A 24,343-nucleotide genomic window follows, 5' to 3' on the forward strand; every position below is an offset into this window, starting at 1 on the left:
GTGGTTTTTGTGTATAAGCGACAGGCCCCGGCCCCTGTGACAGGGGCCGGGGCACCGGGCGTTGTGTACCGCCTAGGCCATGTCTGGCGCTGCCTAGCGCGTCCAGGTGTAGAACTGACGGGCCATCGCGTCCTTGGGACCGCGCCAGGTCTCCGGGTCGTACGGGCTGATGTAGGCGTTCAACCGGTCGCTCAGCCCACGGAACTCCGGGTGGTCCGTCACCTTCGCGATCTCGGGTCCGGGGGGCCGGTCCGCCTCGATCAGGTGCAGATACACATCGCCGAACTGGAACAGGCTGCGCCGGGTGACCCCGACGAGGTGCGGCAGTTCGCCCTCGTCGGACTCGGCGAAGAGCCGGGCGATGCCATCGGCGGAATCAGGGGCCATCTTGGCCACGATCAGCGTGCGATGGGTGGTGTCGGCCATCTCCACTGCCCTCTCGTCCGGCTCAGCCGGCGGCCGGGGCCGCCGTGCGGCGCTCCCGGTCCCGCTGCTCGATCTTGTCCCGGATCAGGGCGAGTTGGATCTTGGAGTTGCGGTTGATGTTGTCCGTCATCCACTCGTCGTCGACCGGGGCGTCCGGCTTCATGGCGAAGTCCTGCCGCCAGTGCATCTTGGTACCACCGGGCACCTCGGTGTACTCCCAGTGGATGTCCATGTGCTGGAAGGGGCCGGTCTCCACCCGACGCGCCCGCACGGTGCGGCTGGCCCGGTCGGGAGTGCGTTCGGAGACCCAGCTCCACACCTTGCCGTTGTCGTCCGGGTGCATGGTCAGCCGGAAGGTGGTGGTGTCCCCCTGCCGCTCCAGCACCTCGACCGACGCGTACTCGCTGAAGAGCTGCGGCCAGTTCTCCAGGTCGTTGGTGATCTCCCAGACCAGGTCCAGGGGCGCGGCGACGGTGATCTCGTTCTCGGTGTGTCCGGGCACTTCAGGCTCCGCTCTTGGTGAGGGTGTTGTTGACGAGTGCGAGGAATTCCCGCGGGGTGGCGCACTTCTCCGCGTCTGCGGGCATCGAGGCGCCGCGGTGGTTCTCCAGGGCGGCGACGATGCCGAGCAGACCCAGCGAGTCCAGGCCGTAGGCGTCGAAGCGCGAGTCGAGGTTGTCCGCCAGGTGCTCGGGTTCGACGGCTATTCCGGCGTTCTTGCGCATCAGGTCGGCGAGTTCCTGAGGGGTCAGGGCGTCAGACATGGGGTGTTCTCCTTGGGTGTGGCGTTCTCGATCACTCGACCCGTCGATGCCTCAGTCGGGGTCGGCGATCCGTACGACGAGCGCGGCGTTCGACCCCATCAGCCCCCGGCTGAGCACCAGGGCTGTGCGCAGGGAGGCACGACGGGCCCTACCGGTGACGACATCGATGTCATGGCAGATGTCGAAGACGTTGGGCGTGGGCGGGACGAGACCGTGCTCCATGGCCAGGACCGCGGCGGCCACATCGAGTACCGGACCCCCGCAGTAGGCCCGCCCGATGCCGGTCTTCGGTGCGGTCACCGGGACCCGCCGACCGTGCTCGCCCAACGCGTCGACGAGGGCGAGTGCTTCGGCCCGGTCCGCCGCCGGCGTCCCGAGCGCATCGGCGAAGACGACGTCCACCTCATCCGGTGCGCAGTCGGCCTCGGCGAGCGCGCCCTGGATCGCCCGGGCCAGGCCCTGGCGCGACTCCTCCCAGCGGGAGGGGCCGGTGAACGTGGCCGCGTGTCCTGCGATGCGGGCCCGGGGGCGGGCGCCGCGTCGTCGAGCCGCTGCTGCCTCCTCGACGACGAGCATCGCGCCGCCTTCGGCCGGGACGAAACCGTGTGCGTCCCGGGTGAAGGGCCGGTAGGCCCGCGTGGGGTCATCGCTGGTGGACAGGTCCTCGTAGCCGAGTTGGCACACGACCGAGTACGGCGCGAGGGGCGCCTCGGCGGAGCCGACGACGACCGCGCCCGTGCCGCGGGCGATGGCGCCCGCGGCATGGGCGAACGCGTCCAGACCGCCCGCCTCATCGCTGCACACCACCCCGCAGGGCCCCTTGAAGCCGCCGCGGATCGATATCTGACCGGTGCTGGCGGCGTAGAACCAGGCGATGGACTGGTACGGGCCCACGAACCGGGGGCTCTTGCCCCACAGCTCCTGAAGCTCGCGCTGGCCGAACTCGCCCCCGCCCGAGCCGGACGCGGTGACCACGCCGACGTCGAACGGGGAGTCCTCGTAGTCCGCCCGGCCCAGTCGGGCATCCGCGAGGGCCAGATCGGCCGCGGCCATCGCGAAGTGGGTGAACCGGTCCGTCTGCACGAGGAAGCGGTCCTCGACCATGGTGCCCGGGTCCAGGTCGCGGACCTCGCCGCCCACCTTCAACGGCAGGTCCGCGCACCCCTCGCGGGAGATCCGGTCCAGGACGCTGATGCCCTCCTGGGTGGACTTCCAGAAGACGTCGGCGCCGATCCCGTTCGGGGCGATCACACCGATCCCGGTGATCACCGCGTCCCGGCGGGCCGGATCGCGTCGTGTACGGGAGCCGCTCATGGTGCCCTCCCATCGGGCCTGGTCATGACGACCGCGGACTGGAACCCGCCGAAGCCGCTGCCCACGGAGAGCACATTGCGCAGCTTCCGGGCGCGGGCGGTGCGCGGAACGTAGTCCAGATCGCACTCGGGGTCCGGGGTCTCGTAGTTGGCGGTCGGCGGTACCACCTGGCGGTCCATGGCGAGTACGCAGGCGACCAGTTCGATCGCACCGATCGCGCCCAGCGAGTGCCCCACCATCGACTTGATGGAGCTCATGGGCGTGTCGTAGGCGTGCGCGCCGAGGGAACGCTTGACCGCGGCGGTCTCGTGGCGGTCGTTCTGTTTGGTGCCCGAGCCGTGCGCATTGACGTAGTCGATGGTCGAACTGTCGATCCGGGCGTGTGCGAGGGCGGTGTCGATGGCGCGGGCCATCTCCAGCCCCTCGGGGGTCAGCCCGGTCATGTGGTACGCATTGCCGAAGGTGGCGTACCCGCTGATCTCGCAGTACACGGTGGCACCACGGGCCCGGGCGTGCTCCAACTCCTCCAGGACCAGCACCGCGCCGCCCTCACCCATGACGAATCCGTCCCGGTTGGCGTCGAACGGCCTGGACGCATGGGCGGGGTCGTCGTTGTTGGGCGAGGTCGCCTTGATGGCGTCGAAGCAGGCGACCGTGATGGGTGAGATCGGCGAGTCGGACGCACCGGCGATGCAGATGTCGGCGCGGCCCTCCTCGATGGAGTGGAAGGCGTACCCCACGGCGTCGAGTCCCGAGGTACAGCCCGTGGAGACGGTCTGCACCGGGCCGTGCGCACCGATCTGTTCGGCGACCGCCGAGGCGAGTGTGCTGGGCGAGAAGGCCCGGTGCAGGTCCGCACCCGCCGGGCGGTGGTCGACGTCCCAACGCTCCCCGCGGGAGGACACGGCGACGTAGTCGTGCTCCAACCGGGTGGTGCCACCGACCGCCGTGCCCAGCGACACACCGATGCGCCATGGATCCTGCTGCTCGGGGTCGAGCCCCGCGTCGCGTATCGCCTCCCGGGCGGCCACCAGCGCGAACTGGATGTACCGGTCGGAGCGAGCCGCCTCGACCGGGTCGAGTCCGTGTGCGTCGGGGTCGAAGTCGACTTCGGCGGCGATGCGGGAGCGGAACCCCTCCGGGTTGAAGAGGGTGATGCCCCGGGTGGCCGTACGACCGTTCTCCAGGAGGTTCCAGAACGCCGGGGCGCCGACACCGCCGGGGGCCACGACGCCCACCCCGGTGACCGCCACCCGCCGCTTCATGAGACCGCCCCGGACCGTTCCGGTGGCCTGCCCTCGTCGACGGCCGGCGCGTTCTCGGGTGCCTCGGTGTCGACGTGGCCCAGTTCGGGGCGGGGTGCGAGCGGACCGAGGTGGAAGACCATGCGGGCCTCGACATTGCCGACGTTGCGGAACCTGTGCCGCATGTTGAGCGGGATCAGCAGCCCCTGGTCGGGGCGGAGCTTGTGGGTCTCGCCGTCCAGGTCCACTTCCAGGAGGCCGCTCACCACATAGATGAACTCCTCGGAGTACGGGTGGTAGTGCTCGGCGATGCGCTCACCGGGCTGCACGATCGCCAGGCCCATGAACCCACTGGTCGCCCCCACCGCGGTAGGGGTGAGCAGGGCACGCAGATCGCCTCCGCGGCGGGTGTTGGGCAGGGTCTCGCTGAGGTCCACGATGCGTGGGCTGTGCGTGGTCATTCTCATTCCTCCAGTTGGCCGCGGGCGGCTTCGGCCGGCCGCGGAGCCGGGCGGGGTCAGGACTCGGGCGGGGCATAGCGGTCGGTGATGAGCTGCATGTCGGCGTCACGGAGGAAGCGGGAGATCTTCGCTTCGTCGCCTTCGGCGACCCGGTCGCCGCCGATGAGCAGCCGGGCGAGGGTCGCCGCCTTGCGGTGGCCCTGGATCCCGAGCGCGAGCGAGGGGTGGCCCGTCAGGGGCCCGCTCACATCGATCAGCCGGACGACGAAGTCGTCACGTTGGAAGACGGTGCTGCTCGCCACCGGACTGCGCGGATCGTCGGCCGCGATCTCGTCCTGCTGGGCGAGGAACCGGGCGACCGCGAGCCCGCAGTCGGCCTTGGCCCGGTAGAACAGCGCATGCCGGTTGACCTCGTCGCTGTTCCGGCCGTCGGCCGCCACGTGGTGGACCGCCGGGAGCGCGGCCCGGGTGAAGAAGAGCCGGGCGGAGTTGGGGTCGTCCAGGTCCCGGTCCTGCTCCAGATAGGGGTTGATGGCCTCTTCGACGGCCCGGACCTCCGGCTGCCGTGACACATGGCGCAGTGCGGCCATCAGGTCGCCCTGCACCTCGATCGCGCGCACGATCCGGTTGCCCTGCATGAAGAGGGAGGTGCGGCGCAGCCGGGTGTGCTCGTCGACGCGGGCGGCCGGTGAGCTGTAGCCGGCCAGGATCTTGGCGACGGCCTGCTCGCTGCCCGGCTTGACGGTGAAGGTCAGGGCGTGGCGCACCACGCCCTCGCCGACGCGGGCGGCTGCCTGGAGCCCTTGGCGGGCGGAGGGGTGGGTGGCGACGAAGGGCTGCCCGGTCTCGCGGAGCACGCTGAAGCGCAGTGAGCGGGTGTCACGGACACAGCTGTGCAGGGGCTGGACGGTCTCCACGTGTTCCTCGCTGTTGACCCAGGCGAGGAAGGGGGGTGCGCTCTCCCACTCGCTGGTGATGAGCCATTGCGAGGGGTTCTCGATCGACTGGCAGAGCTGGTCGCTGATGTGGCCGGGCACCGAGGCCACGTGGTTGCGCATGTGCTCGTACGCCTCAAGGAACTGCTTCTGGGCTCCGTCGTGGAGGTCCAGCAGCAGAATGACCCGCAGTCGTGAGCCATCGAAGGCGGACTGCGATATCCGTTCCGACAGGGTGGTCATCCCTTTTCACACTCCTTCGCGACTGAGCCGCCGCCACAGGGATGGCCCGTCGTCAGTCATCAGTGGGAAATCCGCCCGCGGTGGCCCTCGGTGGGGTCGGGCCGCTGCGGAGATGTGCGCGATCGCCCCGCTGGGCGCGAAGGCGCTCTCATGAACCGATCGTGGTCCGGTACCACGTGTGGCGCGAGTGATGGGCACCATGCGGGTGAATGGGCGAGGCAACCACCGGCCCGGTGGGCACACAAACTGCATGGAAGAGCCCCCAGCAAACACCACCGAGACCACTGTTCACCGGGTGCCGGTACTGATCGTGGGCGGGTCCCTGGTGGGCCTGTCCACGTCGATGTTCCTCAGCAGGCACGGCATCGGGCATCTGCTCGTCGAGAAGCACTCGGGTACCTCGACCCATCCCCGGGGCCGCGGGATCAACGTCCGTTCGATGGAACTGTTCCGCCGCGCCGGGGTGGAGGGGGAGATCCGCGAGGCCGCCGCCGTCCTCTCCGGCAACCACGGCATCCTCCAGGCCCGATCGCTGACCGGCGACGACCAGGAGTGGCTGTTCAAGGAGATCGACCCGGGCGGCGGGCTGGCCCGGATCAGCCCGTCCGGCTGGTGCCTGTGCAGCCAGAACGACATCGAGCCCGTGCTCGCCCGGCATTCGCGCGAGTACGGTGCCGAGTTGCGGTTCTCCACCGAACTCCTGACCTTCGACCAGGACTCCGACGGGGTGACCGCCGTCGTCAAGGACCATCTGACGGGTGAGCACACCACCGTGCGCGCGGACTATCTGGTGGCGGCCGACGGGCCGCGCAGCCCGGTGCGGGAGCAGCTGCGCATCGGGCAGAGCGGCAACGGCGAGCTGTTCCACAACGTGAGCCTGACCTTCACCTCCCGGGGGCTCGCGGGAATCGTGGGCGACCGGCGGTTCATCGTCTGCTACCTCACCGAGCAGGACGCCGACGGTGCCCTGCTGCCGGTGGACAACGCGGAGCAGTGGGTGTTCCACGTGCCCTGGCACCCGGAGCGGGGCGAGACGCTGGAGGACTTCACCGACGAGCGCTGCCGTGAGCACATCCGCAGGGCGGTCGGGGCCCCGGACCTCGATGTGGAAATCACCGGAAAGGCCCCGTGGCACGCCGCCGAACGGGTGGCTCTGCGCTACGGCGACGGTCGGGTGCTGCTGGCGGGCGACGCCGCGCACGAGATGTCGCCGACCGGGGCCTTCGGTTCCAACACCGGCATCCAGGACGCCCACAACGTGGCCTGGAAGCTGGCGGCTGTGCTGGGGGGCTGGGCCGGCCCCTCCCTGCTCGACACCTACGGCGAGGAGCGGATGCCGGTGGCCCGGGCGACCAGCGAGCGGGCGTCGGCCCGCTCCGTCGAGCACAGCCACCCCGGCTACACCCCGGCCATCACCCCCGGCGGCGGCCCCCAGGGCGGCGTCCTCACCGTGGCCATGGGGTACGGGTACCCGTACGGTGCGGTCATCGGTGCGGACGCCGGGCGCCCGGTGGTGCCCGGCGAGCTCCGGCTCATCGGTGAACCGGGCACCCGCGCCCCCCACCTGTGGGTGGTCAGGGCGGGCGAGCGGTTGTCGACGCTGGACCTGTACGAGCGCTCCTTCGTGCTCCTGTGCGGCGAGGGATCTCCCTGGTCGGACGGGGGTCGAAGGGCAGCCGCCCGGCTGTCCGTTCCGCTGGACGTGTACGCCGTGGGCAGTGGCGCGGACGCCGATCTGGTCCCCGAGGTGGGGCCGGAGTGGGCGGAGCGGCACGGGCTGTCGGACAGCGGGGCGCTGCTGGTGCGTCCGGACGGTTTCGTCGCCTGGCGCTCCCGGGGAGGGTCGTCGGACGCGGAGGAGACCGTGGCCGCCGCACTGGTCGAACTCCTACGGCTGAGTTCGTTGCCGGAGCCTCCCGGCGCGGTGCACGGGCCGTAGCCGGCCGGCCGCGTCATCGGCGGTCATCCGGCGGCCGGGGCCGATCCGCCCCCGTCGTCCGGGGCCGATCCGCCCCCGTCGTCCGGGTGGCCGCCGTGTCGGCGTCGGCGATGACCTTGTCGAGGTCGTTCCACGGTGTGCGCGAGCAGCCCGCCGTTCACGGGAGGTGTAGAAAGAGGACATGGCCCAACGGAACGGCCGGCGCTCGGTACTGGGGATGAGGACCGTCGCGGGCCAGGTCTTCCTCCTCCAGGTGGCGATCGTGCTGCTGCTCGTCGCCACGTGCATCGTCGCGCTCGTCCTCCAGTCGCACGCGGACAGCGAGAACGAGGCGGTCAGCCGGTCGCTGGCGGTGGCGGAGACGTTCGCCAACTCGCCGGGCATGGACGCGGCGCTCAAGAGCGCAGCCCCGGCCGTGATCCTCCAGCCGCGCGCCGAGGCCGTGCGCCAGGACGCCGACGTCGACTTCCTGGTGGTCTTCGGCACGGACGGCACCCGCTACTCCCATCCGGTCCCGGGGCTGATCGGCAAGAAGTTCACGGGCGACATCCAGAGCGTGCTCCGCGGTGAAACCATCACCAAGAAGCTCGACAGCGGCATCGGCCCCCTGGTGCAGGTCGCGGTCCCCGTCAGGGACCGCGACTCCACCGTCATCGGGGCGGTGTCCGCGGGCGTGACGTTGGAACGGGTCAGCGGGGCGGCCAACGACCAGTTCCCCCTGATCTTCGGTGCGGCGGGCGTGGTGCTGCTGCTCACCACCGCGGGCGCCGCCCTGGTGAGCAAGCGGCTGCGCCGTCAGACCCGCGGTCTGGGCCCCGAAGAGATGACCCGGATGTACGAACACCATGACGCGGTGTTGCACGCGGTCCGCGAGGGCGTCCTGATCGTCGGTGAGGAGGGGCGTCTCCTCCTCGCCAACGACGAGGCACGGCGGCTGCTCGACCTGCCCGCGACCGTGGAGGGCCGTCGGGTGGCCGAGGTGGGGATGGAGCAGCAGACCGCCGAACTGTTGGAGTCCGGCCGGGTGGCCAGCGATGAAATACACCGGGTGGGCGATCGGCTGCTGGTGGTCAACCAGCGGCCCACCGATCAGAACGGCGGGCCGCCGGGAAGCGTGGCGACCTTCCGGGACACCACCGAACTCCAGGCGCTCAGCGGTCGGGCGGACATCGCCCAGGGGCGGCTGAAGCTGCTGTACGACGCCGGCGAGGAGATCGGCACCAAACTCGATGTCGTGCGCACCTGTCAGGAACTCGTGGAGTTCGCGGTCGACAGGTTCGCCGACTACGCGACCGTCGATCTGGTGGAGGCGGTCCTGCGCGGCGAGGAGCCGATGAAGAGCGGCGCGGGCGCGGACATGCGGAGGATCGCCGCCGACGGTCATGGCCTCGACACCGCCCACTTCCAACTCGACACCGTTATCCGCTATCTGCCATCCACCCGGCTCGGTGACGGGCTGAACCGCGGTGAGGCGGTGCTGGAGCCGGTCCTCGACACCTTCAACGGGTGGGAGCAGCAGGCACCGGAGCGGGCGCGGGCGCTGGTGGACGCCGGATTCCATTCGATGATCGCGGTTCCGCTGCGGGCGCGCGGTGCCATCCTCGGCGTGGCCATCTTCTGGCGTGCCGAGCGGCCCGAAGCCTATGACGAGGAGGACCGTTCCGTCGCCGAGGAACTGGTGGCCAGGGCCGCGGTGAGCGTGGACAACGCCCGCCGCTACTCGCGCGAGCACACCATGGCCGTCACCCTGCAACGCAGTCTGTTGCCCCGTGGGCTGCCGGAGCAGGACGCCCTCGACGTCGCCTTTCGGTACCGGCCGGCGCAGGCGGGTCTCGGTGGCCTCGGCGGGGTGGGCGGGGACTGGTTCGACATCATCCCGTTGCCCGGTGCCCGGGTGGCGTTGGTGGTGGGGGATGTGGTGGGGCACGGACTGCACGCCGCCGCCACCATGGGCCGGCTACGGACCGCGGTGCACAACTTCTCCACGCTGGACCTGCCTCCCGACGAGTTGCTGTGGCACCTCGACGAGTTGGTGACCCGCATCGACCAGGACGAGGCCGAGGGCGGGGTGGAGGCGGGTGTCACCGGGGCCACCTGTCTGTACGCGATCTACGATCCGGCGTCGGGGCGGTGCACGATGGCCCGTGCGGGGCATCTGCAACCCGTGGTCCTGCGGCCGGACGGCACCGCCGAGATCGCCGACGTACCGGGCGGGCCGCCGCTGGGACTCGGGGGTCTGCCGTTCGAAACCCTGGAGCTGGAGCTTGAGCGCAACAGCTCGCTCGTCCTGTACACGGACGGTCTGGTGGAGGATCGCGAAAGGGACATCGACGTGGGTCTCGACCTGCTGTGCGACACCCTTCGTGGGCATCCCGACCGGACCCCGGAGGAGATCTGCGAGGCGGTGCTCGATGCCATGCTGCCCGAGCCGCAGCGGGACGACATCGCCCTGCTGGTGGGGCGCACCAAGGTCTTCGAGTCCAGTGAGGTCGCCGACTGGGAGGTGCCGAGCGACCCTTCGGCGGTGGCCGAGGTACGGGCCGCGGTCGCCCTCAAGCTCGATGAGTGGGGTCTGGAGGACGAGGCGTTCACGACCGAACTGATCCTCAGTGAGTTGGTGACGAACGCCATTCGGTACGCCACCGGGCCGATCCGGGTACGGCTGATCCGGGAGCGCACCCTGATCTGCGAGGTGTCGGACCGCAGCAGTACTTCGCCGCATCTGCGGCAGGCCACCATCACCGACGAGGGGGGCCGGGGGCTGTTCCTGGTGGCACAGTTCGCCGATCGCTGGGGGACGCGCTACACCCCTGGCGGCAAGGTGATCTGGACGGAGCAACCGCTGCCGCCTGACGACTGATCCCTGGGCAGCGACCCGGCCCCGCGCTCTGGCACCGGGGCGACCGGGTGTGGTGCGGGGGAAGGACTCCCCCGCACCGCTCATCTCAGGAGTGTGCGCTGGAACGGCGCTTGAACACCCACATGATCACGCCGCCCGCGGCCACGACGACCAGTGCGAGCACACCGATCGCGATGCCCATGCCGCCGTTGTCCTTGGTCTCCTCGCTGGCCTTGGCCTGCTCGCCGGAGCCTTCGTTGCTGCTCGAACCGCCGTCCGTGCCCTTGTCCGACGAGGAGGCTGGCGCCTTGTCGGGGGAGACCGGCGTACCCTCCCACTCGGCCTTCTTCTCGGCGGACTTCAGCTTGAGCACCGGGGCCGGGTTCTCCGTCTTCTTGCCGTCCTTGGGCTCCTCGACCCAGCGGGCCAACTTGCCGTCGCTGTAGGTCTCCACGGTCTTGAAGACCAGGGACTTCGCATCGGGCAACTGCTTCACCTGAATGCTGTACACGGCGTCCTCGCCCGCCGCGAGCGGCTTGCCGGTGAGGGTGAATCCGCCCTGGGCCTGGGCCAACTGCCAGCCCGCTGGGCCCTTCTTGAGGCTGACGGCGCCGGGGCTGATGCCCTCGGGCAGGACGACCTGGAGCATGGCGAGGCCCGCCGTCTTGGATTCGCCGGCCGAGGTGAAGGTCAAGGTGACCTCCTTCGCCAGGGCGCGGGCGTCGGACGCGGTCACACCCGCGTGAGCCGAGGCAGGTGTGGCCACGGCCAGGGCCGCGGTCAGCGCCAGGGCCCCGGACAGGGCTATCCGCAGGGGTGCGTTGCTCATGGTTCTCCTCGTAACGAATCGTGGGGGGACGGGAGGCGCCGAGGCGCGCCAAGGGCTCCCGCGTGGGGTGGAGTGCCGTGGCAAGGGTGGGGGTCCACGTCATGGCGGGCCCATCATTCACGACGCAGCCCGCCAAAGGTGGCTGGTTGCGATATCTGGCGCCACTCCTCCCCCACGAGTCCCGTCGCATGGCACAGCCACCTATGCAAGGGCAGGAGTTTTGAACGGATACGCCGGAAGAATCCCCCAGTACTGGGCCGCTCGGCGCCCTGGAGCTCCGCGACCGATCCGCGCTGCGGTGTCACACGACTCGCTACGGAGTGCCAGCCACCGCCTGGCTTCCCGCTCCGCCCAGGGGCCTGCCGCAGCGCAGGTTCCAACGCCCCTGTCTCCCACTGAGTTCGGTGAGTGTCAGCGGCCCCACATCGAGGCGCCAGAACACCTCCGGTGCCAAACCCAACGCGACGACCGTCACCGCCCGCACCACGGCGGGCTCCACCACGGCCAGCACCCGCAGCGGGGGCAGCGACTCCAACCACTGCCCCATACGCACCGACAACTGCCGTAGCGATTCACCCCCGTGCGGAGCGGCTGCGGGGTCCCGCAGCCACAGGGCGAGGGCCTCGGGTTCGGATTCGCCCACCTCGGCCAGCGTGCGGCCGGACCAGTCGCCGATGTGCCAGTCCGCGAGGGCTTCGACCGCCTCGGCGCGCAGACCCAACGCTTCGGCGGTCTCACGGCAGCGCAACGACGATCCCCGCAGCACCAGATCCGCCCGCGGGACATCGTGGACCGCCGCGGCGGCTGCGCGCACCCCGCTCTCGTCCAGCGGGCCCAGCCCACCGAACCGCGCCTCCCGCAGGTCCACCGTCATCGCAGGTGAAACGAGCATCACCCGTACCGTCATCGTCACACTCCCCAACTGTCCTATCCCTCAACGGCACAAGAACATCACGGTGTCCCGCGCCATGGCGGCAGCCGCCCCACAGGCGGTACGGTCGCGTGGACATGACGACGGTGTGAAGGAAGTCCGGTGAGAATCCGGCACGGTCGCGCCACTGTGTACCCGCAACCCCTGCGGGAAGTCAGACCCGGCACCTTCGTCTCAGGCACCACGATCGGGACGCGTCGTTCCCCCAGGAGGTTCTGCCATGGCCCAGTCCGCTGCGCCCGCCACCCCCGCCGCACCGGCCATCACCCCCATCTCGCTGAAGGCCATCGCCCCCTGGGCTGCCTTCGTCGGAGTGCTGATGCTGGTCCTGCTCTACTTCGTCGGCGCCGAACAGGGCGCCACATCCCTCGTCTCCGGCGAGAACGTGCACGAGTGGGTCCACGACGGACGCCACCTCCTCGGCTTCCCCTGCCACTGAGAACCCCCGCTCCACACCGCTCGACATCCCCAGGGGAACGTCCATGAACTCCATATCCGTCAGAGACCTGCTCGTCCGCGGCATGCTCGCGGGCCTGATCGCGGGGGCCGTCGCCATGGCCGTCGCCTACTTCCTCGGCGAGGGCCCGGTGGACGCGGCCATCGCGTTCGAGGAGAGCCACAGCCATGAACACGGCGGCGAAGAACTCGTCAGCCGCGCACTCCAGTCCACCGCCGGCCTGGCCACCGGCGTGTTGGTGTTCGGTGTGGCCGTCGGTGGCATCGCCGCCCTCGGCTACTGCGTCGCACTCGGTCGCATCGGCGGGTTCGGCCCGCGCGCCACGGCCGCACTGGTCGCCGGCGGTGCCCTGCTGACCGTCTATGTGGTGCCGTACCTGAAGTACCCGCCCAACCCGCCCGCGGTCGGCGACCCCGACACGATCGGGCAGCGCACCGCGCTGTACTTCCTGATGGTCCTGCTCAGCGTGCTGCTCGCGGTGGCCGCGGTGATCCTCGGCCGACGGCTCGCGGCCCGGCTCGGCAACTGGCACGCAACGGTCGCCGCGGCGGCGGGATTCCTCCTCGTCACCGGGCTCGCCTTCGCCTTCCTGCCGTCCTTCAACGAGGTGCCCAAGGGCTTCCCCGCCACCGTGGTGTGGGAGTTCCGCTTGGCGACCCTGGCCATCCAGGCCACCCTGTGGACGGTCTTCGGGCTGGTCTTCGGAGAACTCGCCGAGCGTCTGCTCACGCCGAAGAAGCCGCTGTCGGCCGTCGCGGGCTGATCATCGCCTCCCCGGCGCCGCCGCCCGCACCACGGGGCGGTCGGCGCCCGGGCATCCGAGGAACAGGGGATCGGCACGACCGTCCGTCCGATTCGTTCAAGACGTACGGCGCCACCCCTGCCTACGGTGGGCCCATGACTCCACGACTCGATGCGATCGGCATCGTCACCGCCGACATGGCCGCTTCCCTCGCCTTCTACCGTCGGCTGGGCCTCGACATCCCCGCAGACGCGGACACCGCCCCTCATGCCGAGGCGACCCTGCCCAGCGGCTTGCGCGTGATGTGGGACACCGAGGCGACCATCGCCTCCTTCGACCCCACGTGGCAGCGGCCCGCCGTAGGCGGGGAGCGGGTGGGGCTCGCCTTCCTCTGCGCCGACGCGGCGGAGGTGGACTCGCTCTACGCCGAGTTGATCGAGGCGGGCCACCAGGGGCATCTGAAGCCCTGGGACGCGGTCTGGGGACAGCGCTACGCGGTCGTGCTCGATCCGGACGGCTGTGGGGTCTCCCTCTTCGCCGACGCACGGTAGTCGCTGAGCGTCATACCGGTGAGGGCGCGCATCTCCCGTGCGAGATGAGCCTGATCGGCACAGCCCGAGCGGGTCGCAGCGGCGGCGTAGGAGACCCCGAGCCGGACGAGGCCCAGCGCCCGCTGGAGCCGCAGGATCCTGGCCAGGGTCTTGGGCCCGTAGCCGAAGGCTTCACGGGAGCGACGGTGGAGATGCCGGGTACCGAGGCCGGCCACGGCTGCGACAGCCGCGACCGGCTCCCCCGCGGCCAACCGGCGCACGATGTCGCCCACCAAGGGATCGGGCCGGCTCGCCCGGGCCGCGGCGGCCCGCGCCACCGCCTCCAGGGCCGCGCCGGGGTCGTCGGCCTCGTCCACCCTCCCGGTGAGCCCCCGCGCCCGGGAGCCGCCCCAGAGGTCGTCCAGATCCACCCGTAGATCACGCAGTTCGTGCGCGGGAACGCCCAGGACGGCCGGCGCGGTCCCCGGTGCGAAGCGCACCCCGGCGTACCGGGTCCCAGGAATCGGGTCCGGCAGATGGGAGCGGGTGTCTGGTCCGGCCACGAGCAGCCGTCCGGGCGTCCAGATGAGGTCCATGCATCCGTCGGGGAGCACCGGCCGAGCGGTGGCCCCCTCGGTGGGGGTCAAGGTCCAGACGACGGCGCCGTCGAGCCCGGCGGGCCGTTCCTCGTACATGCGGTCGAGGGTAGTACGCCGTCCGGGAGCATGCGGTCGCCCGGTGCCCTCACTGCCAGGGGTAGTCGTCCCGGTCCGGGGGCGGCGACTTGTGCGGATCCCGGCCCGTGTGGAGTCGGGACTTGACGTCGTCCGGGGGCAGGAAGCGCGACCAGCGCTCGGGGAACTCGGACGGCATGTCCCCGGACCCCTCGTCGTCATCGTCATCGTCGCCGACGCTGTCGTAGAGGTGGGCGGCCCGCGCCCGTGCAACCAGCTCGGCCGCCTGTTCCGCGCGCAGCCGCTCGTTGGCGGCCCTGGCGGCGGCGGTCGCAGCGGCCGGCCACACCCGGTCGATGGCCGCGTTCACCGCCGCGCCCACCAGGACCGCGAAGGCCGAGATGCCGATCCACAGCAGGACGGCGATCGGCGCCGCCAACGAGCCGTAGATCGTGGGTCCCTCGACGGTGTTGGTGAGGTAGATCCGCAGCAGGAAGCTGCCGAAGACCCACATGCCGAGGGCGACCAGGGCGCCGGGAACGTCCTCGATCCAGGGCGAGCGCACCGGAACCGACACATGGTAGAGCGTGGTGAGGAAGGCGATCGACAACAGGCTGACCACAGGCCAGTACAGAATGGTCACCAAGGTGGTGCCCCACGGCAGCAGCGCCACCACCCGATCGGGTCCGACGACCGCCAGCGGCAGCACCACCGCACCGATGAGCAGGGCGATGAGGTAGAGCAGGAACGCCAGCAGCCGGGTGGCGACGATGCCGCGCTGGCCGTCGAGGCCGTACATCACGGTGATCGTGTCGATGAAGACGTTGACCGCCCGCGACCCCGACCACAGGGCGATGGCGAAGCCGATCGAGATGACGTCCGGACGGCCGCCGTGGGTGACGTCCTCCAGCAGCGGTCTGGCGATGTCGTTGACACCCCGGTCGGACAGGACGGTACCGACGGCGTTGAGGATGTTCTCCTCGATGGAGGCGACCGTGGTGGTGTTGGTCCAGTCGTCTATGTAGCCGAGGAGTCCGATCAGCCCCAGCATCAGGGGCGGCAGGGACAGCAGCGTGAAGAACGCGGCTTCGGCGGCGAGCCCCAGGATGCGGTACTCGATGCACGAGTTGACCGTGTCCTTCAGCAGCAGCCATGTCATCTTCCGCTTGGAAACGTTGCGGTAGAGGACTCGCGCGCGATGGAGTCGGCCCGACGGCCGCTCGGGTGTTTCATTTGCTGCCTGCACCTCCTTACCGTATCGGCATGGCAGCGAGCACCCACACAGTGACCAACCAGCCTCCGCCCCTGGTGGGGTACGACGTCTACGCGGCGGACCAGGCGCTGACCGAGGCCGTGGAGCGACACGTCGTCCCCGAGGCGCTCGACGAGGCCCGGGCCGAGCTCACGGAGTTGGGCCGCGCTTCCGGTTCCGCGCAGGTGCAGCGCTGGGGAGCACAGGCGAACGAGCATCCGCCCCGATTGCACACGCACGACCGGTACGGGAACCGGATCGACGAGGTGGAGTTCCATCCGGCCTGGCACCGACTCCTCGGACACGCCGTGTCCGCGGGCCTCACCGATGCCTGGAGCCGACCGTCGGGGCACGTGCGAAGGGCAGCGGGGTTCTTCGTGTGGACCCAGGCCGAGGCCGGGCACGGCTGTCCGCTGTCGATGACCCATGCCGCGGTGCCCGCGCTGCGCACCGATCCGGAACTGGCCGCCCGCTTCGAGCCCCGGCTGACGTCACGGACGTACACGGCGGCCCTGCTGCCCCCCGAGGCCAAGGCGGGCCAACTGCTCGGCATGGGGATGACGGAGAAGCAGGGCGGCAGCGACGTACGGACCAACACGACGTCGGCCCGCGCGCTGGATGCGTCCGGGGAGTACCTGCTGACGGGCCACAAGTGGTTCTGTTCCGCGCCCATGTCCGACGGATTCCTGGTGCTGGCGCAGGCCCCCGGCGGGTTGACGTGCTTCCTCCTGCCCAGGGTGCTGGAGGACGGCACCCGGAACACCTTCCGCATCCAGCGCCTCAAGGACAAGCTGGGCAACCGGTCCAACGCCTCGGCCGAGGTGGAGTTCGCCGACACCTGGGCGCGGCGGGTCGGTGAGGAGGGCCGTGGGTTGCGCGCCATCCTGGAGATGGTGGCCGCCACCCGGCTCGACTGCGTGGTCGGCTCGGCGGCGTTGATGCGGCAGTCGGTGGCGCAGGCGATCCACCACTGCTCGCACCGCGGCGCGTTCGGTGGACCGCTCGTCGACAAACCGCTGATGCGCAATGTCCTGGCCGATCTCGCCCTCGAATCGGAGGCGGCGACCGCTCTGGCCCTGCGGCTGGCCGCAGCCGTCGACAGCGGCACCGAGGAGGAGCGGGCGTTCGCCCGGCTGGCGGTGCCGGCTGCCAAGTACTGGGTGACCAAACGCTGTACGCCCGTGGTCGCCGAAGCCCTGGAGTGTCTGGGCGGCAACGGCTACGTTGAGGAATCCGGGCTGCCCCGGCTGCTGCGGGAGTCACCGCTCAACTCCATCTGGGAAGGCGCGGGCAACATCCAGGCGCTGGATGTGCTGCGGGTCCTCCAGCGCGAGCCGCTGGCCCTGAACGCCTTCCTCCAGGAAGTGGGCAAGGCCCGTGGGGCGGACCACCGGTTGGACCGGGCGATCAGGGATCTGCTGACGGACCTGGCGGACCTGGAGGGAATCGAGGCACGGGCCAGGCGGGTGACCGAGCGCATGGCCACGGTGCTCCAGGGGTCGCTCCTGGTGCGGTGGGCTCCGTCGGAGGTGGCGGACGCCTTCTGCGCATCCAGGCTCGGCGGGGACTGGGGAGCTGCCTTCGGGACGCTGCCGCACACGATGGCGCTGGGGGCCGTGGTGGACCGGGCCCGCGCTGTGGAGTGAGCACGGGGCCGGGCGGGGCCCGAGGGGGTGGTCACCGAACGGCGACCACCATCAGAGATGATCATGCTCAGGGTGGTGCCGCGCCGACACGGCACCACCCCTCGCGCTCTACACCTTCGTACACACGAACACTCGTTCGCGAGGGTTGCAAGAGGTTGCAGCCCGCGTGCCCGTCGCCGTCCAGGAGGAACATCGCGTGCAGACCAGACCGATCGACCTGGCCCGCCTCGCAGCGATGGACACCGCGGAGGCCGCCCGACTGCTGAAGGGCATCCGCGAGGACGCCCTCAACGGGCGGCGCTCGACCGTCGGCCCCCGCACGGTGATCGGGGAGTCCTGGCAGCGGCTGCTGCACCGGGGGCTCGACCCCGACCGGGACCGTCGGGTCGGACTGCTGTCCCGCGAGGAGGTCGAGCGCCGCCGCGACACCTCCCCGCTGCGTGAGGTGCTGCACGTCCTGCGGGACGGACTGGTGTCGGTGGCGGAGGCGGCGCAGCACATCATGTTGGTCTCGGACTCCGACGGTCGACTGCTGTGGCGCGAGGGCAAGACATCCGTCCTGCGCAAGGGCGACGCCCACGGCTTCGTCCTCGGGGCGAACCTCGCCGAGGAGTACGTGGGCACCAACGGCGTGGGGACGGCCCTCGTGGTGGGCCGACCGGTCCAGGTGCACGCCGCCGAACACTTCGTCTCCGCGCACCACAGTTGGACCTGCACCGGTGCGCCGGTGACCGATCCGCGCGACGGCAGGTTGCTGGGCGTCATCAACGCCAGCGGACCGTTGTCCACCATGCATCCGGCGACGCTGCCGCTCGTGACCTCCATCGCCCGATTGGCGGAGGCCGAACTGCGGCAGCGGCACTCCACGGCACTCGACCGGCTGCGCAGCGTCGCGTCGCCGTTGCTGTGCCGGCTCACCGGCCGGGCGATGGCCGTGGACGCCGACGGCTGGCCCGCAGCGGTGACGGGCATGCACCTTCCGGGACGGCTTCGACTGCCCACGACGCCGACGGCCGGTCGGCTGTGGCTGCCGTCGCTGGGCCTGTGCATCCTGGAGCCGCTACCGGGGGGCTGGCTGGTGCGGGTGGTCGAGGAGCACTCCAGCGGTACGGCCCGGGTGGTGCTGGATCTCCGTCGACGGCACCGTGCCTCGGTCTCGGTCCACGGCGAGGCGGGCAGTTGGACCCAGGGGCTCAGCCCGCGCCATGCGGAGCTGCTGTATTCACTGGCGCGGAACCGTGGCGGGCTGAGCGCCGCGCAACTGGCACAGGACCTCTTCGGCGACGCCTCACGCACCGTGACCGTTCGGGCGGAGATGTCTCGCTTACGACGGCATCTGGCCCAGGTGCTGGCCAGCCGCCCGTACCGGTTCGCGGACTGTGTGGAGGTGGAGGTCCTGGAACTGGCCGCCCGCCCGCTCTCCGAGCCGGACACCCTGCGAAACAACAACAACAACCACAACCCCGACCACGGCCACGGCCACGACCCCGCGAACCAGCGCGCGGACGGGCCCGAGGAACAAGGGCGGGGTCAGGGGCAGAGTCAGGGCGTTCCGGTGGGTCCGGTGTAGCGGGTCGCCACCGCCCCCGCCGGCGTGATCGGTATCGCACCCGGCACGGCTTTGGCCTGGGGTGATCGGCATGATTCCCTGGCGTTCATGAGCATCACCATGACCACCTGGTCCCTGGAGCAGACGTCCCCGGCCGATCAGCGACCGTCGGCGACGGCCGGCAATGTGCGGATCGTCCGCGCCGAGGTGCCTTCGCCCGAGTTCAGCCGTTTCCTCTATACGGCGGTGGGCGGAGACATCCACTGGACGGATCGACTCCCCATGACCTATGCGGAGTGGGACGCGGCGCTCGCCCGACCCGGCACGGAGACGTGGGTCGCCTACGAAAGCGGCACCCCCGCCGGGTACGCGGAGATCGAGGCCCAGGAGGACGGTGCGGTGGAGATCGTCTACTTCGGACTCATCCCCGCGTTCCGGGGACGCCGCATCGGTGGCCACCTGTTGTCGTACGCGGTGGCCAGGGCCTGGGACCTGGCGGAGCGCTGGCCGGACCTGGAGCCGACCAAGCGGGTCTGGCTCCACACCTGCTCCAAGGACGGCCCGCACGCGATGGACAACTATCTGCGCCGCGGATTCACGGTGTTCGACACCAAGGTGACCGAAGAAGAGGAGACGGTGACGCCGGGCCCCTGGCCTGGAGCGCGCCCCTGACGCAGCTCCGCACACGAGGGCCGGCCGACGGACGCCGGCCGATGATGGGTGCGGCGGTCGTGGCGCCTGGGGCGCCGGCCCCGGACCGTCGCGCCGCGCGCCGCCGTCGATGCGCCACCCCGACGAGGCCCCGGCACCCACCCGCACGGACCGGACAGCGCCCCTGTCGCCCGCCCCCGTACCCCTCCGCACCCGCGAGCGGGCGGACCGGGCGGGACCCGCGAGGTCCGGAGTCGCTCCGATCCCGACGGACGCAGCACGTGGGGCTCCCCTACCCTCTATCCCTGCCGCCGCACCGAAGCGGGCCGGCCGGATGGGACCAGCGCCGAGGCAGCCGCGGAACGTCCATCACCGGCGTATCACCCCGCCGAACAAAAGATGACATTCAAGGCAGCGATTCCATGGGCGATGGCCTCCGACCCCATGCCACTCCTCGATCCGACCAGCCCTCGGGCCGAGCAATCGACGGCGAGCACCAACAGATGGAGTCTCGCGATGCGAGACATCATTGTCCGACATGTGGATGATGGTGGACTGCCATCGGACCGCCGTGCCACGCTTCCGTCATGTCTCGGACTGGAATTGCCTTGGTGAGTCGACGCCACGTCGACCTCGGCCGCATGTCCAGCGCCATCTGTCCCGCCTGCTGACAGCCCAGCACCGCCGAGCATTTCACCGTCTGAGCCCCACAGAGCACCGCCAGCCCCCGCTGAGTCACCGAGCCCGCAGCCGTAGCACTTAGCCCCTTGGGTTCACCTGCCCTGCGCACCGTCGCGCGCCCTCACGAGTGTGCAGCTCAGAGCCGCCCTCCTGTTGTCTCGAAGGACATATCGCCATGGCCGCCACCCCGGACAAGCCCGCCCCCGCCGTGTCCCGCCGTAGAACCGGACGTCACCGCGGCGAAGGCCAGTGGGCCGTTGGCCACATGACGCCCCTGAACGCCAACGAGCAGGCCAAAAGGGACGACGACGGTCTCAATGTGCGGACGCGCATTGAGACGATCTACGCCAAGCGCGGCTTCGACTCCATCGACGGTGCCGATCTCCGCGGCCGGATGCGCTGGTGGGGCCTCTACACCCAGCGCAAGCCCGGGATCGACGGCGGCAAGACCGCGATCCTGGAGCCGGAGGAGCTGGATGACGAGTACTTCATGCTCCGGGTGCGCATCGACGGCGGACGGCTGACGACGCACCAGCTCAGGGTCATCGGCGAGATCTCCCAGGAGTTCGCCCGCGGCACCGCCGACATCACCGACCGGCAGAACGTCCAGTACCACTGGATCCGCATCGAGGACATGCCCGAGATCTGGCGGCGGCTCGAAGCCGTCGGCCTCTCGACGACCGAGGCGTGCGGAGACACCCCCCGCGTCATCCTGGGCTCGCCCGTCGCGGGCATCGCCGAGGACGAGATCATCGACGGCACCCCGGCGATCGACGAGATCTACCGCCGGATCGTGGGCAACAAGGACTTCTCCAACCTGCCCCGCAAGTTCAAGTCGGCCATCTCCGGATCACCGCTGCTCGACGTGGCCCACGAGATCAACGACATAGCCTTCGTCGGCGTTCACCACCCCGAACTCGGCCCCGGCTTCGACGTCTGGGTGGGTGGCGGTCTCTCCACCAACCCGAAGATCGGTGTGCGCCTCGGCACCTGGGTCTCCCTGGACGAGGTGCCCGATGTGTACGAAGGCGTCATCTCGATCTTCCGGGACTTCGGCTACCGACGGCTGCGCACCCGTGCGCGGCTGAAGTTCCTGGTCGCCGACTGGGGCCCGGAGAAGTTCCGCCAGGTCCTCGAAGACGACTACCTCCAGCGGAAGTTGGCGGACGGACCCGCGCCCGAGCGTCCCGTACAGGAGTGGCGCGACCACGTGGGAGTCCACCGTCAGCGGGACGGCCGGTTCTACGTCGGGTTCGCACCGCGGGTGGGACGCGTGGACGGCACCACCCTGCTGAAGATCTCCGAGCTCGCCGCCGAGCACGGTTCCGACCGGCTGCGCACCACCGCCGAGCAGAAGATGATCGTGCTCGACGTGCCCGAGGACCGGGTCGACTCCCTGGTGGAGGGCCTGGAGGCACTCGATCTGCGGGTGACCCCCTCGCCGTTCCGGCGCGGCACGATGGCGTGCACCGGAATCGAGTTCTGCAAGCTCGCGATCGTGGAGACCAAGGCGCGCGCCGCCTCGCTCATCGACGAGTTGGAGCGCCGGCTGCCCGAGTTCGACCAGCCGATCACCATCAACGTCAACGGCTGCCCCAACGCCTGCGCCCGCATCCAGGTCGCCGACATCGGCCTCAAGGGCCAGTTGGTCCTGGACGACTCGGGCAACCAGGTGGAGGGCTTCCAGGTCCACCTCGGCGGTGCCCTCGGTCTCGACCCCGGTTTCGGCCGCAAGGTCCGCGGGCTCAAGGTCACCTCCGCCGAACTGCCCGACTACGTCGAGCGGGTGGTGCGTCGCTTCCAGGACGAGCGCGAGGAGGGCGAGCGCTTCGCCACCTGGGCGGCCCGCGCCTCCGAGGAGGCCCTGTCATGAGCGAGCGCGCCGCCCCCTTCTACTGCCCCTACTGCGGCGACGAGGATCTGCGTCCCAACGAGCAGGGCCACGGCGCATGGGAATGCGCCGCCTGCAACCGGGCCTTTCAGTTGAAGTACCTCGGGCTGCTCGCCCGTGGATTTCAACGCAAGGACACCGGAGGGGAAGAGATATGACGGTCACTCACCAGACCCATCTCCAAGAACTCGCCGAGCGTGCCGGTCGGGATCTCGAAGAGGCGTCCGCCCTGGAGATCCTGACCTGGGCCACCGAGACCTTCGGCCCCCGATTCTGTGTGACGTCCTCCATGGAGGACGCGGTCGTGGCGCATCTCGCCTCCCGGGCGCTGCCCGGGGTGGACGTGGTGTTCCTCGACACCGGATACCACTTCCCCGAGACCATCGGGACCCGTGACGCCGTCGCCGCCGTGATGGACGTCCGGTTGATCACCCTCACCCCGCGTCACACCGTGGCCGAACAGGACGCCGAGTACGGCCCCCGGCTGCACGACCGCGACCCCGATCTGTGCTGCAAGCTCCGCAAGGTCCAGCCGCTCGAAGAGGGGCTGACCGAGTACGACGCATGGGCGACCGGCCTGCGTCGCGACGAGTCACCGACCCGTGCGAACACCCCGGTCGTGGGATGGGACGCGCGTCGGCACAAGGTGAAGGTCTCCCCCATCGCCCGGTGGACCCAGGACGACGTCGACACCTACGTCGCCGAGTACGGGGTGCTCACCAATCCCCTGCTGATGGACGGCTACGCCTCCGTGGGTTGCGCCCCCTGCACCCGTCAGGTGCTGGAGGGCGAGGATGTGCGCGCCGGCCGCTGGGCCGGGCGGGGCAAGACGGAATGCGGACTGCACGGCTGATGACGACGCTGGGAGACGAAAACGTGACTGGGGCCACCATCTGGCTCACGGGCCTGCCGAGTGCCGGTAAGACCACCATCGCCCTGGCGTTGGCGGAACGCCTGGCCGCCGACGGACGGCGGGTCGAGGTGCTGGACGGCGACGAGATCCGTGAGTTCCTCTCGGCGGGTCTCGGCTTCAGCCGTGAGGACCGGCACACCAACGTCCAGCGGATCGGCTTCGTCGCCGAACTGCTCGCGTCCAACGGGGTGACCGTCCTCGTACCGGTGATCGCGCCCTACGCCGACAGCCGGGACGCGGTCCGCAAGCGCCATGGCGCAGAAGGCACGTCCTATGTGGAGGTGCACGTCGCCACTCCGTTGGACGTGTGCTCCGAGCGCGATGTGAAGGGGCTCTACGCCCGCCAGGCCGCGGGGCAGATCAGCGGTCTCACCGGGGTCGACGACCCCTACGAGGTGCCGCTCGCCCCCGATCTGCGCATCGAGTCGCAACACCAGACCGTGCAGGAGTCCGCGGCAGCGCTGCACGCGCTGCTCACCGAGAGGGGTCTCGCATGATGGCGCTCGCCGATGTCCAGGACACCGACAGTCCCTATGCGCTCAGCCACTTGGACGCCCTGGAGTCCGAGGCGGTCCACATCTTCCGCGAGGTGGCGGGGGAGTTCGAGCGACCGGTGATCCTGTTCTCCGGCGGCAAGGACTCCATCGTCATGCTGCACCTGGCGCTGAAGGCGTTCGCGCCGGCCGCGGTGCCGTTCACGCTGCTCCACGTCGACACCGGACACAACTTCCCGGAGGTCCTCGAATACCGGGACCGCACGGTGGCCCGGCACGGGCTGCGGCTGCACGTCGCCTCCGTGCAGGACTACATCGACGCCGGCAAGCTGCGCGAGCGGCCCGACGGCACCCGCAACCCGTTGCAGACCGTGCCGCTCACCGAGGCGATCCAGGAGCACCGCTTCGACGCGGTGTTCGGCGGCGGGCGCCGCGACGAGGAGAAGGCGCGCGCCAAGGAGCGGGTGTTCTCGCTGCGGGACGAGTTCTCCCAGTGGGACCCGCGCCGGCAGCGGCCCGAACTGTGGCAGCTCTACAACGGGCGCCACGCCCCGGGCGAGCACGTGCGGGTCTTCCCGCTGTCGAACTGGACCGAGCTGGACGTCTGGCAGTACATCGCACGGGAGAAGATCGAGCTGCCCGAGATCTACTTCGCCCATGAGCGCGAGGTGTTCCAGCGCTCGGGCATGTGGCTGACCGCGGGCGACTGGGGCGGGCCCAAGGGCGCCGAGCAGGTGGAGACCCGGCTGATCCGCTACCGCACCGTGGGGGACATGTCCTGCACCGGTGCGGTGGACTCCGACGCCACCACCCTCGACGCGGTGATCGCCGAGATCGCCGCTTCCCGGCTCACCGAGCGGGGCGCCACGCGCGCCGACGACAAGATGTCCGAAGCCGCCATGGAAGACCGCAAGCGCGAAGGGTACTTCTAAATGACC

General features: G+C 70.3%; 25 protein-coding genes. 14 read left to right on the top strand and 11 right to left on the bottom strand.

Going from position 1 to position 24,343, the window contains the following annotated elements:
* Nucleotides 1-93: 93 nt before the first annotated feature.
* From ACFXJL_RS15870 to ACFXJL_RS15900, 7 genes are read right to left on the bottom strand one after another with little or no spacing between them, the layout of a single operon-like run.
* Nucleotides 94-426 (bottom strand): TcmI family type II polyketide cyclase, encoded by a 333-nt coding sequence (locus ACFXJL_RS15870; RefSeq protein ID WP_329024529.1) that lies wholly within the window; start codon nucleotides 424-426, stop codon nucleotides 94-96.
* Nucleotides 427-448: 22 nt separating this feature from the next.
* Complete coding sequence (locus tag ACFXJL_RS15875) at nucleotides 449-928, bottom strand: SRPBCC family protein (RefSeq protein ID WP_329024526.1); 480 nt, start codon at nucleotides 926-928, stop codon at nucleotides 449-451.
* A 1-nt stretch (nucleotide 929) separates the two neighbouring features.
* The gene (locus ACFXJL_RS15880) at nucleotides 930-1,190 is read right to left on the bottom strand and encodes an acyl carrier protein (RefSeq protein ID WP_329024525.1); all 261 of its coding nucleotides are present in this window, start codon (nucleotides 1,188-1,190) and stop codon (nucleotides 930-932) included.
* A gap of 51 nt (nucleotides 1,191-1,241) precedes the next feature.
* Entirely contained in the window at nucleotides 1,242-2,504 is a 1,263-nt protein-coding gene (locus tag ACFXJL_RS15885) for a beta-ketoacyl synthase N-terminal-like domain-containing protein (protein ID WP_384632715.1), read from the bottom strand.
* Entirely contained in the window at nucleotides 2,501-3,769 is a 1,269-nt protein-coding gene (locus ACFXJL_RS15890) for a beta-ketoacyl-[acyl-carrier-protein] synthase family protein (protein ID WP_358878420.1), read from the bottom strand. Before ACFXJL_RS15890 ends, ACFXJL_RS15885 begins: the two co-directional genes overlap by 4 nt.
* The gene (locus tag ACFXJL_RS15895) at nucleotides 3,766-4,209 is read right to left on the bottom strand and encodes a cupin domain-containing protein (RefSeq protein ID WP_358878419.1); all 444 of its coding nucleotides are present in this window, start codon (nucleotides 4,207-4,209) and stop codon (nucleotides 3,766-3,768) included. The genes ACFXJL_RS15890 and ACFXJL_RS15895 overlap by 4 nt, the downstream gene beginning before the upstream one ends.
* Before the next feature lie 56 nt (nucleotides 4,210-4,265).
* Nucleotides 4,266-5,387, bottom strand: coding sequence for a SchA/CurD-like domain-containing protein (locus tag ACFXJL_RS15900; protein WP_358878418.1), 1,122 nt, complete (start codon nucleotides 5,385-5,387; stop codon nucleotides 4,266-4,268).
* Nucleotides 5,388-5,637: 250 nt separating this feature from the next.
* On the opposite strand from ACFXJL_RS15900, the gene ACFXJL_RS15905 reads away from it, so the two are divergent.
* The gene (locus ACFXJL_RS15905; RefSeq protein WP_384692730.1) at nucleotides 5,638-7,326 is read left to right on the top strand and encodes an FAD-dependent oxidoreductase; all 1,689 of its coding nucleotides are present in this window, start codon (nucleotides 5,638-5,640) and stop codon (nucleotides 7,324-7,326) included.
* Between the two features lie 181 nt (nucleotides 7,327-7,507).
* On the top strand, nucleotides 7,508-10,186 hold the full coding sequence (locus ACFXJL_RS15910; RefSeq protein ID WP_384632722.1) for a SpoIIE family protein phosphatase: 2,679 nt from the start codon (nucleotides 7,508-7,510) through the stop codon (nucleotides 10,184-10,186).
* An 85-nt stretch (nucleotides 10,187-10,271) separates the two neighbouring features.
* Here the strand turns inward: ACFXJL_RS15910 and ACFXJL_RS15915 are convergent, their stop codons facing one another.
* Nucleotides 10,272-10,994, bottom strand: coding sequence for a DUF1775 domain-containing protein (locus ACFXJL_RS15915; protein WP_384692733.1), 723 nt, complete (start codon nucleotides 10,992-10,994; stop codon nucleotides 10,272-10,274).
* 313 nt (nucleotides 10,995-11,307) lie between these two features.
* On the bottom strand, nucleotides 11,308-11,901 hold the full coding sequence (locus tag ACFXJL_RS15920) for a histidine phosphatase family protein (RefSeq protein WP_358878413.1): 594 nt from the start codon (nucleotides 11,899-11,901) through the stop codon (nucleotides 11,308-11,310).
* Between the two features lie 244 nt (nucleotides 11,902-12,145).
* On the opposite strand from ACFXJL_RS15920, the gene ACFXJL_RS15925 reads away from it, so the two are divergent.
* The 3 genes from ACFXJL_RS15925 to ACFXJL_RS15935 all read left to right on the top strand — a co-directional run bounded on the left by ACFXJL_RS15925 (nucleotide 12,146) and on the right by ACFXJL_RS15935 (nucleotide 13,675).
* A complete protein-coding gene (locus ACFXJL_RS15925) occupies nucleotides 12,146-12,364 on the top strand; it encodes a CbtB domain-containing protein (RefSeq protein WP_329024508.1) in 219 nt (72 codons plus the stop codon).
* Nucleotides 12,365-12,407: 43 nt separating this feature from the next.
* The gene (locus ACFXJL_RS15930) at nucleotides 12,408-13,145 is read left to right on the top strand and encodes a CbtA family protein (RefSeq protein ID WP_384632727.1); all 738 of its coding nucleotides are present in this window, start codon (nucleotides 12,408-12,410) and stop codon (nucleotides 13,143-13,145) included.
* A 134-nt stretch (nucleotides 13,146-13,279) separates the two neighbouring features.
* On the top strand, nucleotides 13,280-13,675 hold the full coding sequence (locus ACFXJL_RS15935; protein ID WP_329024504.1) for a VOC family protein: 396 nt from the start codon (nucleotides 13,280-13,282) through the stop codon (nucleotides 13,673-13,675).
* Here the strand turns inward: ACFXJL_RS15935 and ACFXJL_RS15940 are convergent.
* Together ACFXJL_RS15940 and ACFXJL_RS15945 are read right to left on the bottom strand one after the other, a co-directional pair.
* Entirely contained in the window at nucleotides 13,615-14,349 is a 735-nt protein-coding gene (locus ACFXJL_RS15940; protein WP_384692738.1) for a helix-turn-helix domain-containing protein, read from the bottom strand. The two genes, ACFXJL_RS15935 and ACFXJL_RS15940, sit on opposite strands and share 61 nt — an antisense overlap.
* A gap of 49 nt (nucleotides 14,350-14,398) precedes the next feature.
* Nucleotides 14,399-15,574, bottom strand: a complete 1,176-nt coding sequence (locus ACFXJL_RS15945) for a YihY/virulence factor BrkB family protein (RefSeq protein WP_384692741.1) — start codon at nucleotides 15,572-15,574, stop codon at nucleotides 14,399-14,401.
* A 17-nt stretch (nucleotides 15,575-15,591) separates the two neighbouring features.
* On the opposite strand from ACFXJL_RS15945, the gene ACFXJL_RS15950 reads away from it, so the two are divergent.
* The 9 genes from ACFXJL_RS15950 (at nucleotide 15,592) to cysD (ending at nucleotide 24,337) form a co-directional block, all read left to right on the top strand.
* On the top strand, nucleotides 15,592-17,226 hold the full coding sequence (locus ACFXJL_RS15950; RefSeq protein ID WP_384692744.1) for an acyl-CoA dehydrogenase family protein: 1,635 nt from the start codon (nucleotides 15,592-15,594) through the stop codon (nucleotides 17,224-17,226).
* Between the two features lie 196 nt (nucleotides 17,227-17,422).
* The gene (locus ACFXJL_RS15955) at nucleotides 17,423-18,796 is read left to right on the top strand and encodes a GAF domain-containing protein (RefSeq protein ID WP_384692747.1); all 1,374 of its coding nucleotides are present in this window, start codon (nucleotides 17,423-17,425) and stop codon (nucleotides 18,794-18,796) included.
* Between the two features lie 87 nt (nucleotides 18,797-18,883).
* Entirely contained in the window at nucleotides 18,884-19,447 is a 564-nt protein-coding gene (locus ACFXJL_RS15960) for a GNAT family N-acetyltransferase (protein WP_358878405.1), read from the top strand.
* Between the two features lie 566 nt (nucleotides 19,448-20,013).
* Complete coding sequence (locus ACFXJL_RS15965; protein ID WP_329027864.1) at nucleotides 20,014-20,097, top strand: putative leader peptide; 84 nt, start codon at nucleotides 20,014-20,016, stop codon at nucleotides 20,095-20,097.
* Between the two features lie 185 nt (nucleotides 20,098-20,282).
* On the top strand, nucleotides 20,283-21,980 hold the full coding sequence (locus ACFXJL_RS15970) for a nitrite/sulfite reductase (RefSeq protein ID WP_358878404.1): 1,698 nt from the start codon (nucleotides 20,283-20,285) through the stop codon (nucleotides 21,978-21,980).
* Complete coding sequence (locus ACFXJL_RS15975) at nucleotides 21,977-22,156, top strand: hypothetical protein (RefSeq protein ID WP_329024490.1); 180 nt, start codon at nucleotides 21,977-21,979, stop codon at nucleotides 22,154-22,156. The genes ACFXJL_RS15970 and ACFXJL_RS15975 overlap by 4 nt, the downstream gene beginning before the upstream one ends.
* Nucleotides 22,153-22,851, top strand: a complete 699-nt coding sequence (locus tag ACFXJL_RS15980) for a phosphoadenylyl-sulfate reductase (protein ID WP_358878403.1) — start codon at nucleotides 22,153-22,155, stop codon at nucleotides 22,849-22,851. Before ACFXJL_RS15975 ends, ACFXJL_RS15980 begins: the two co-directional genes overlap by 4 nt.
* A complete protein-coding gene (cysC, locus tag ACFXJL_RS15985; RefSeq protein ID WP_384632745.1) occupies nucleotides 22,833-23,408 on the top strand; it encodes an adenylyl-sulfate kinase in 576 nt (191 codons plus the stop codon). Before ACFXJL_RS15980 ends, cysC begins: the two co-directional genes overlap by 19 nt.
* Nucleotides 23,405-24,337, top strand: a complete 933-nt coding sequence (gene cysD, locus ACFXJL_RS15990) for a sulfate adenylyltransferase subunit CysD (protein ID WP_358878401.1) — start codon at nucleotides 23,405-23,407, stop codon at nucleotides 24,335-24,337. The genes cysC and cysD overlap by 4 nt, the downstream gene beginning before the upstream one ends.
* Nucleotides 24,338-24,343: the final 6 nt, after the last annotated feature.

The organism is Streptomyces sp. NPDC059256, from assembly GCF_042753785.1.
In the GTDB taxonomy this organism is placed as follows: domain Bacteria; phylum Actinomycetota; class Actinomycetes; order Streptomycetales; family Streptomycetaceae; genus Streptomyces.

Excerpts from the sequence above, each read along its gene's own strand:
- ACFXJL_RS15870 (WP_329024529.1), bottom strand. The coding sequence starts at position 426 with ATGGCCGACACCACCCATCGCACGCTGATCGTGGCCAAGATGGCCCCT.
- ACFXJL_RS15880 (WP_329024525.1), bottom strand. The coding sequence starts at position 1,190 with ATGTCTGACGCCCTGACCCCTCAGGAACTCGCCGACCTGATGCGCAAG.
- ACFXJL_RS15885 (WP_384632715.1), bottom strand. The coding sequence starts at position 2,504 with ATGAGCGGCTCCCGTACACGACGCGATCCGGCCCGCCGGGACGCGGTG.
- ACFXJL_RS15890 (WP_358878420.1), bottom strand. The coding sequence starts at position 3,769 with ATGAAGCGGCGGGTGGCGGTCACCGGGGTGGGCGTCGTGGCCCCCGGC.
- ACFXJL_RS15895 (WP_358878419.1), bottom strand. The coding sequence starts at position 4,209 with ATGACCACGCACAGCCCACGCATCGTGGACCTCAGCGAGACCCTGCCC.
- ACFXJL_RS15900 (WP_358878418.1), bottom strand. The coding sequence starts at position 5,387 with ATGACCACCCTGTCGGAACGGATATCGCAGTCCGCCTTCGATGGCTCA.
- ACFXJL_RS15905 (WP_384692730.1), top strand. The coding sequence starts at position 5,638 with ATGGAAGAGCCCCCAGCAAACACCACCGAGACCACTGTTCACCGGGTG.
- ACFXJL_RS15910 (WP_384632722.1), top strand. The coding sequence starts at position 7,508 with ATGGCCCAACGGAACGGCCGGCGCTCGGTACTGGGGATGAGGACCGTC.
- ACFXJL_RS15915 (WP_384692733.1), bottom strand. The coding sequence starts at position 10,994 with ATGAGCAACGCACCCCTGCGGATAGCCCTGTCCGGGGCCCTGGCGCTG.
- ACFXJL_RS15920 (WP_358878413.1), bottom strand. The coding sequence starts at position 11,901 with ATGACGGTACGGGTGATGCTCGTTTCACCTGCGATGACGGTGGACCTG.
- ACFXJL_RS15925 (WP_329024508.1), top strand. The coding sequence starts at position 12,146 with ATGGCCCAGTCCGCTGCGCCCGCCACCCCCGCCGCACCGGCCATCACC.
- ACFXJL_RS15930 (WP_384632727.1), top strand. The coding sequence starts at position 12,408 with ATGAACTCCATATCCGTCAGAGACCTGCTCGTCCGCGGCATGCTCGCG.
- ACFXJL_RS15935 (WP_329024504.1), top strand. The coding sequence starts at position 13,280 with ATGACTCCACGACTCGATGCGATCGGCATCGTCACCGCCGACATGGCC.
- ACFXJL_RS15940 (WP_384692738.1), bottom strand. The coding sequence starts at position 14,349 with ATGTACGAGGAACGGCCCGCCGGGCTCGACGGCGCCGTCGTCTGGACC.
- ACFXJL_RS15950 (WP_384692744.1), top strand. The coding sequence starts at position 15,592 with ATGGCAGCGAGCACCCACACAGTGACCAACCAGCCTCCGCCCCTGGTG.
- ACFXJL_RS15960 (WP_358878405.1), top strand. The coding sequence starts at position 18,884 with ATGAGCATCACCATGACCACCTGGTCCCTGGAGCAGACGTCCCCGGCC.
- ACFXJL_RS15965 (WP_329027864.1), top strand. The coding sequence starts at position 20,014 with ATGTCTCGGACTGGAATTGCCTTGGTGAGTCGACGCCACGTCGACCTC.
- ACFXJL_RS15970 (WP_358878404.1), top strand. The coding sequence starts at position 20,283 with ATGGCCGCCACCCCGGACAAGCCCGCCCCCGCCGTGTCCCGCCGTAGA.
- ACFXJL_RS15975 (WP_329024490.1), top strand. The coding sequence starts at position 21,977 with ATGAGCGAGCGCGCCGCCCCCTTCTACTGCCCCTACTGCGGCGACGAG.
- ACFXJL_RS15980 (WP_358878403.1), top strand. The coding sequence starts at position 22,153 with ATGACGGTCACTCACCAGACCCATCTCCAAGAACTCGCCGAGCGTGCC.
- cysC (WP_384632745.1), top strand. The coding sequence starts at position 22,833 with ATGCGGACTGCACGGCTGATGACGACGCTGGGAGACGAAAACGTGACT.
- cysD (WP_358878401.1), top strand. The coding sequence starts at position 23,405 with ATGATGGCGCTCGCCGATGTCCAGGACACCGACAGTCCCTATGCGCTC.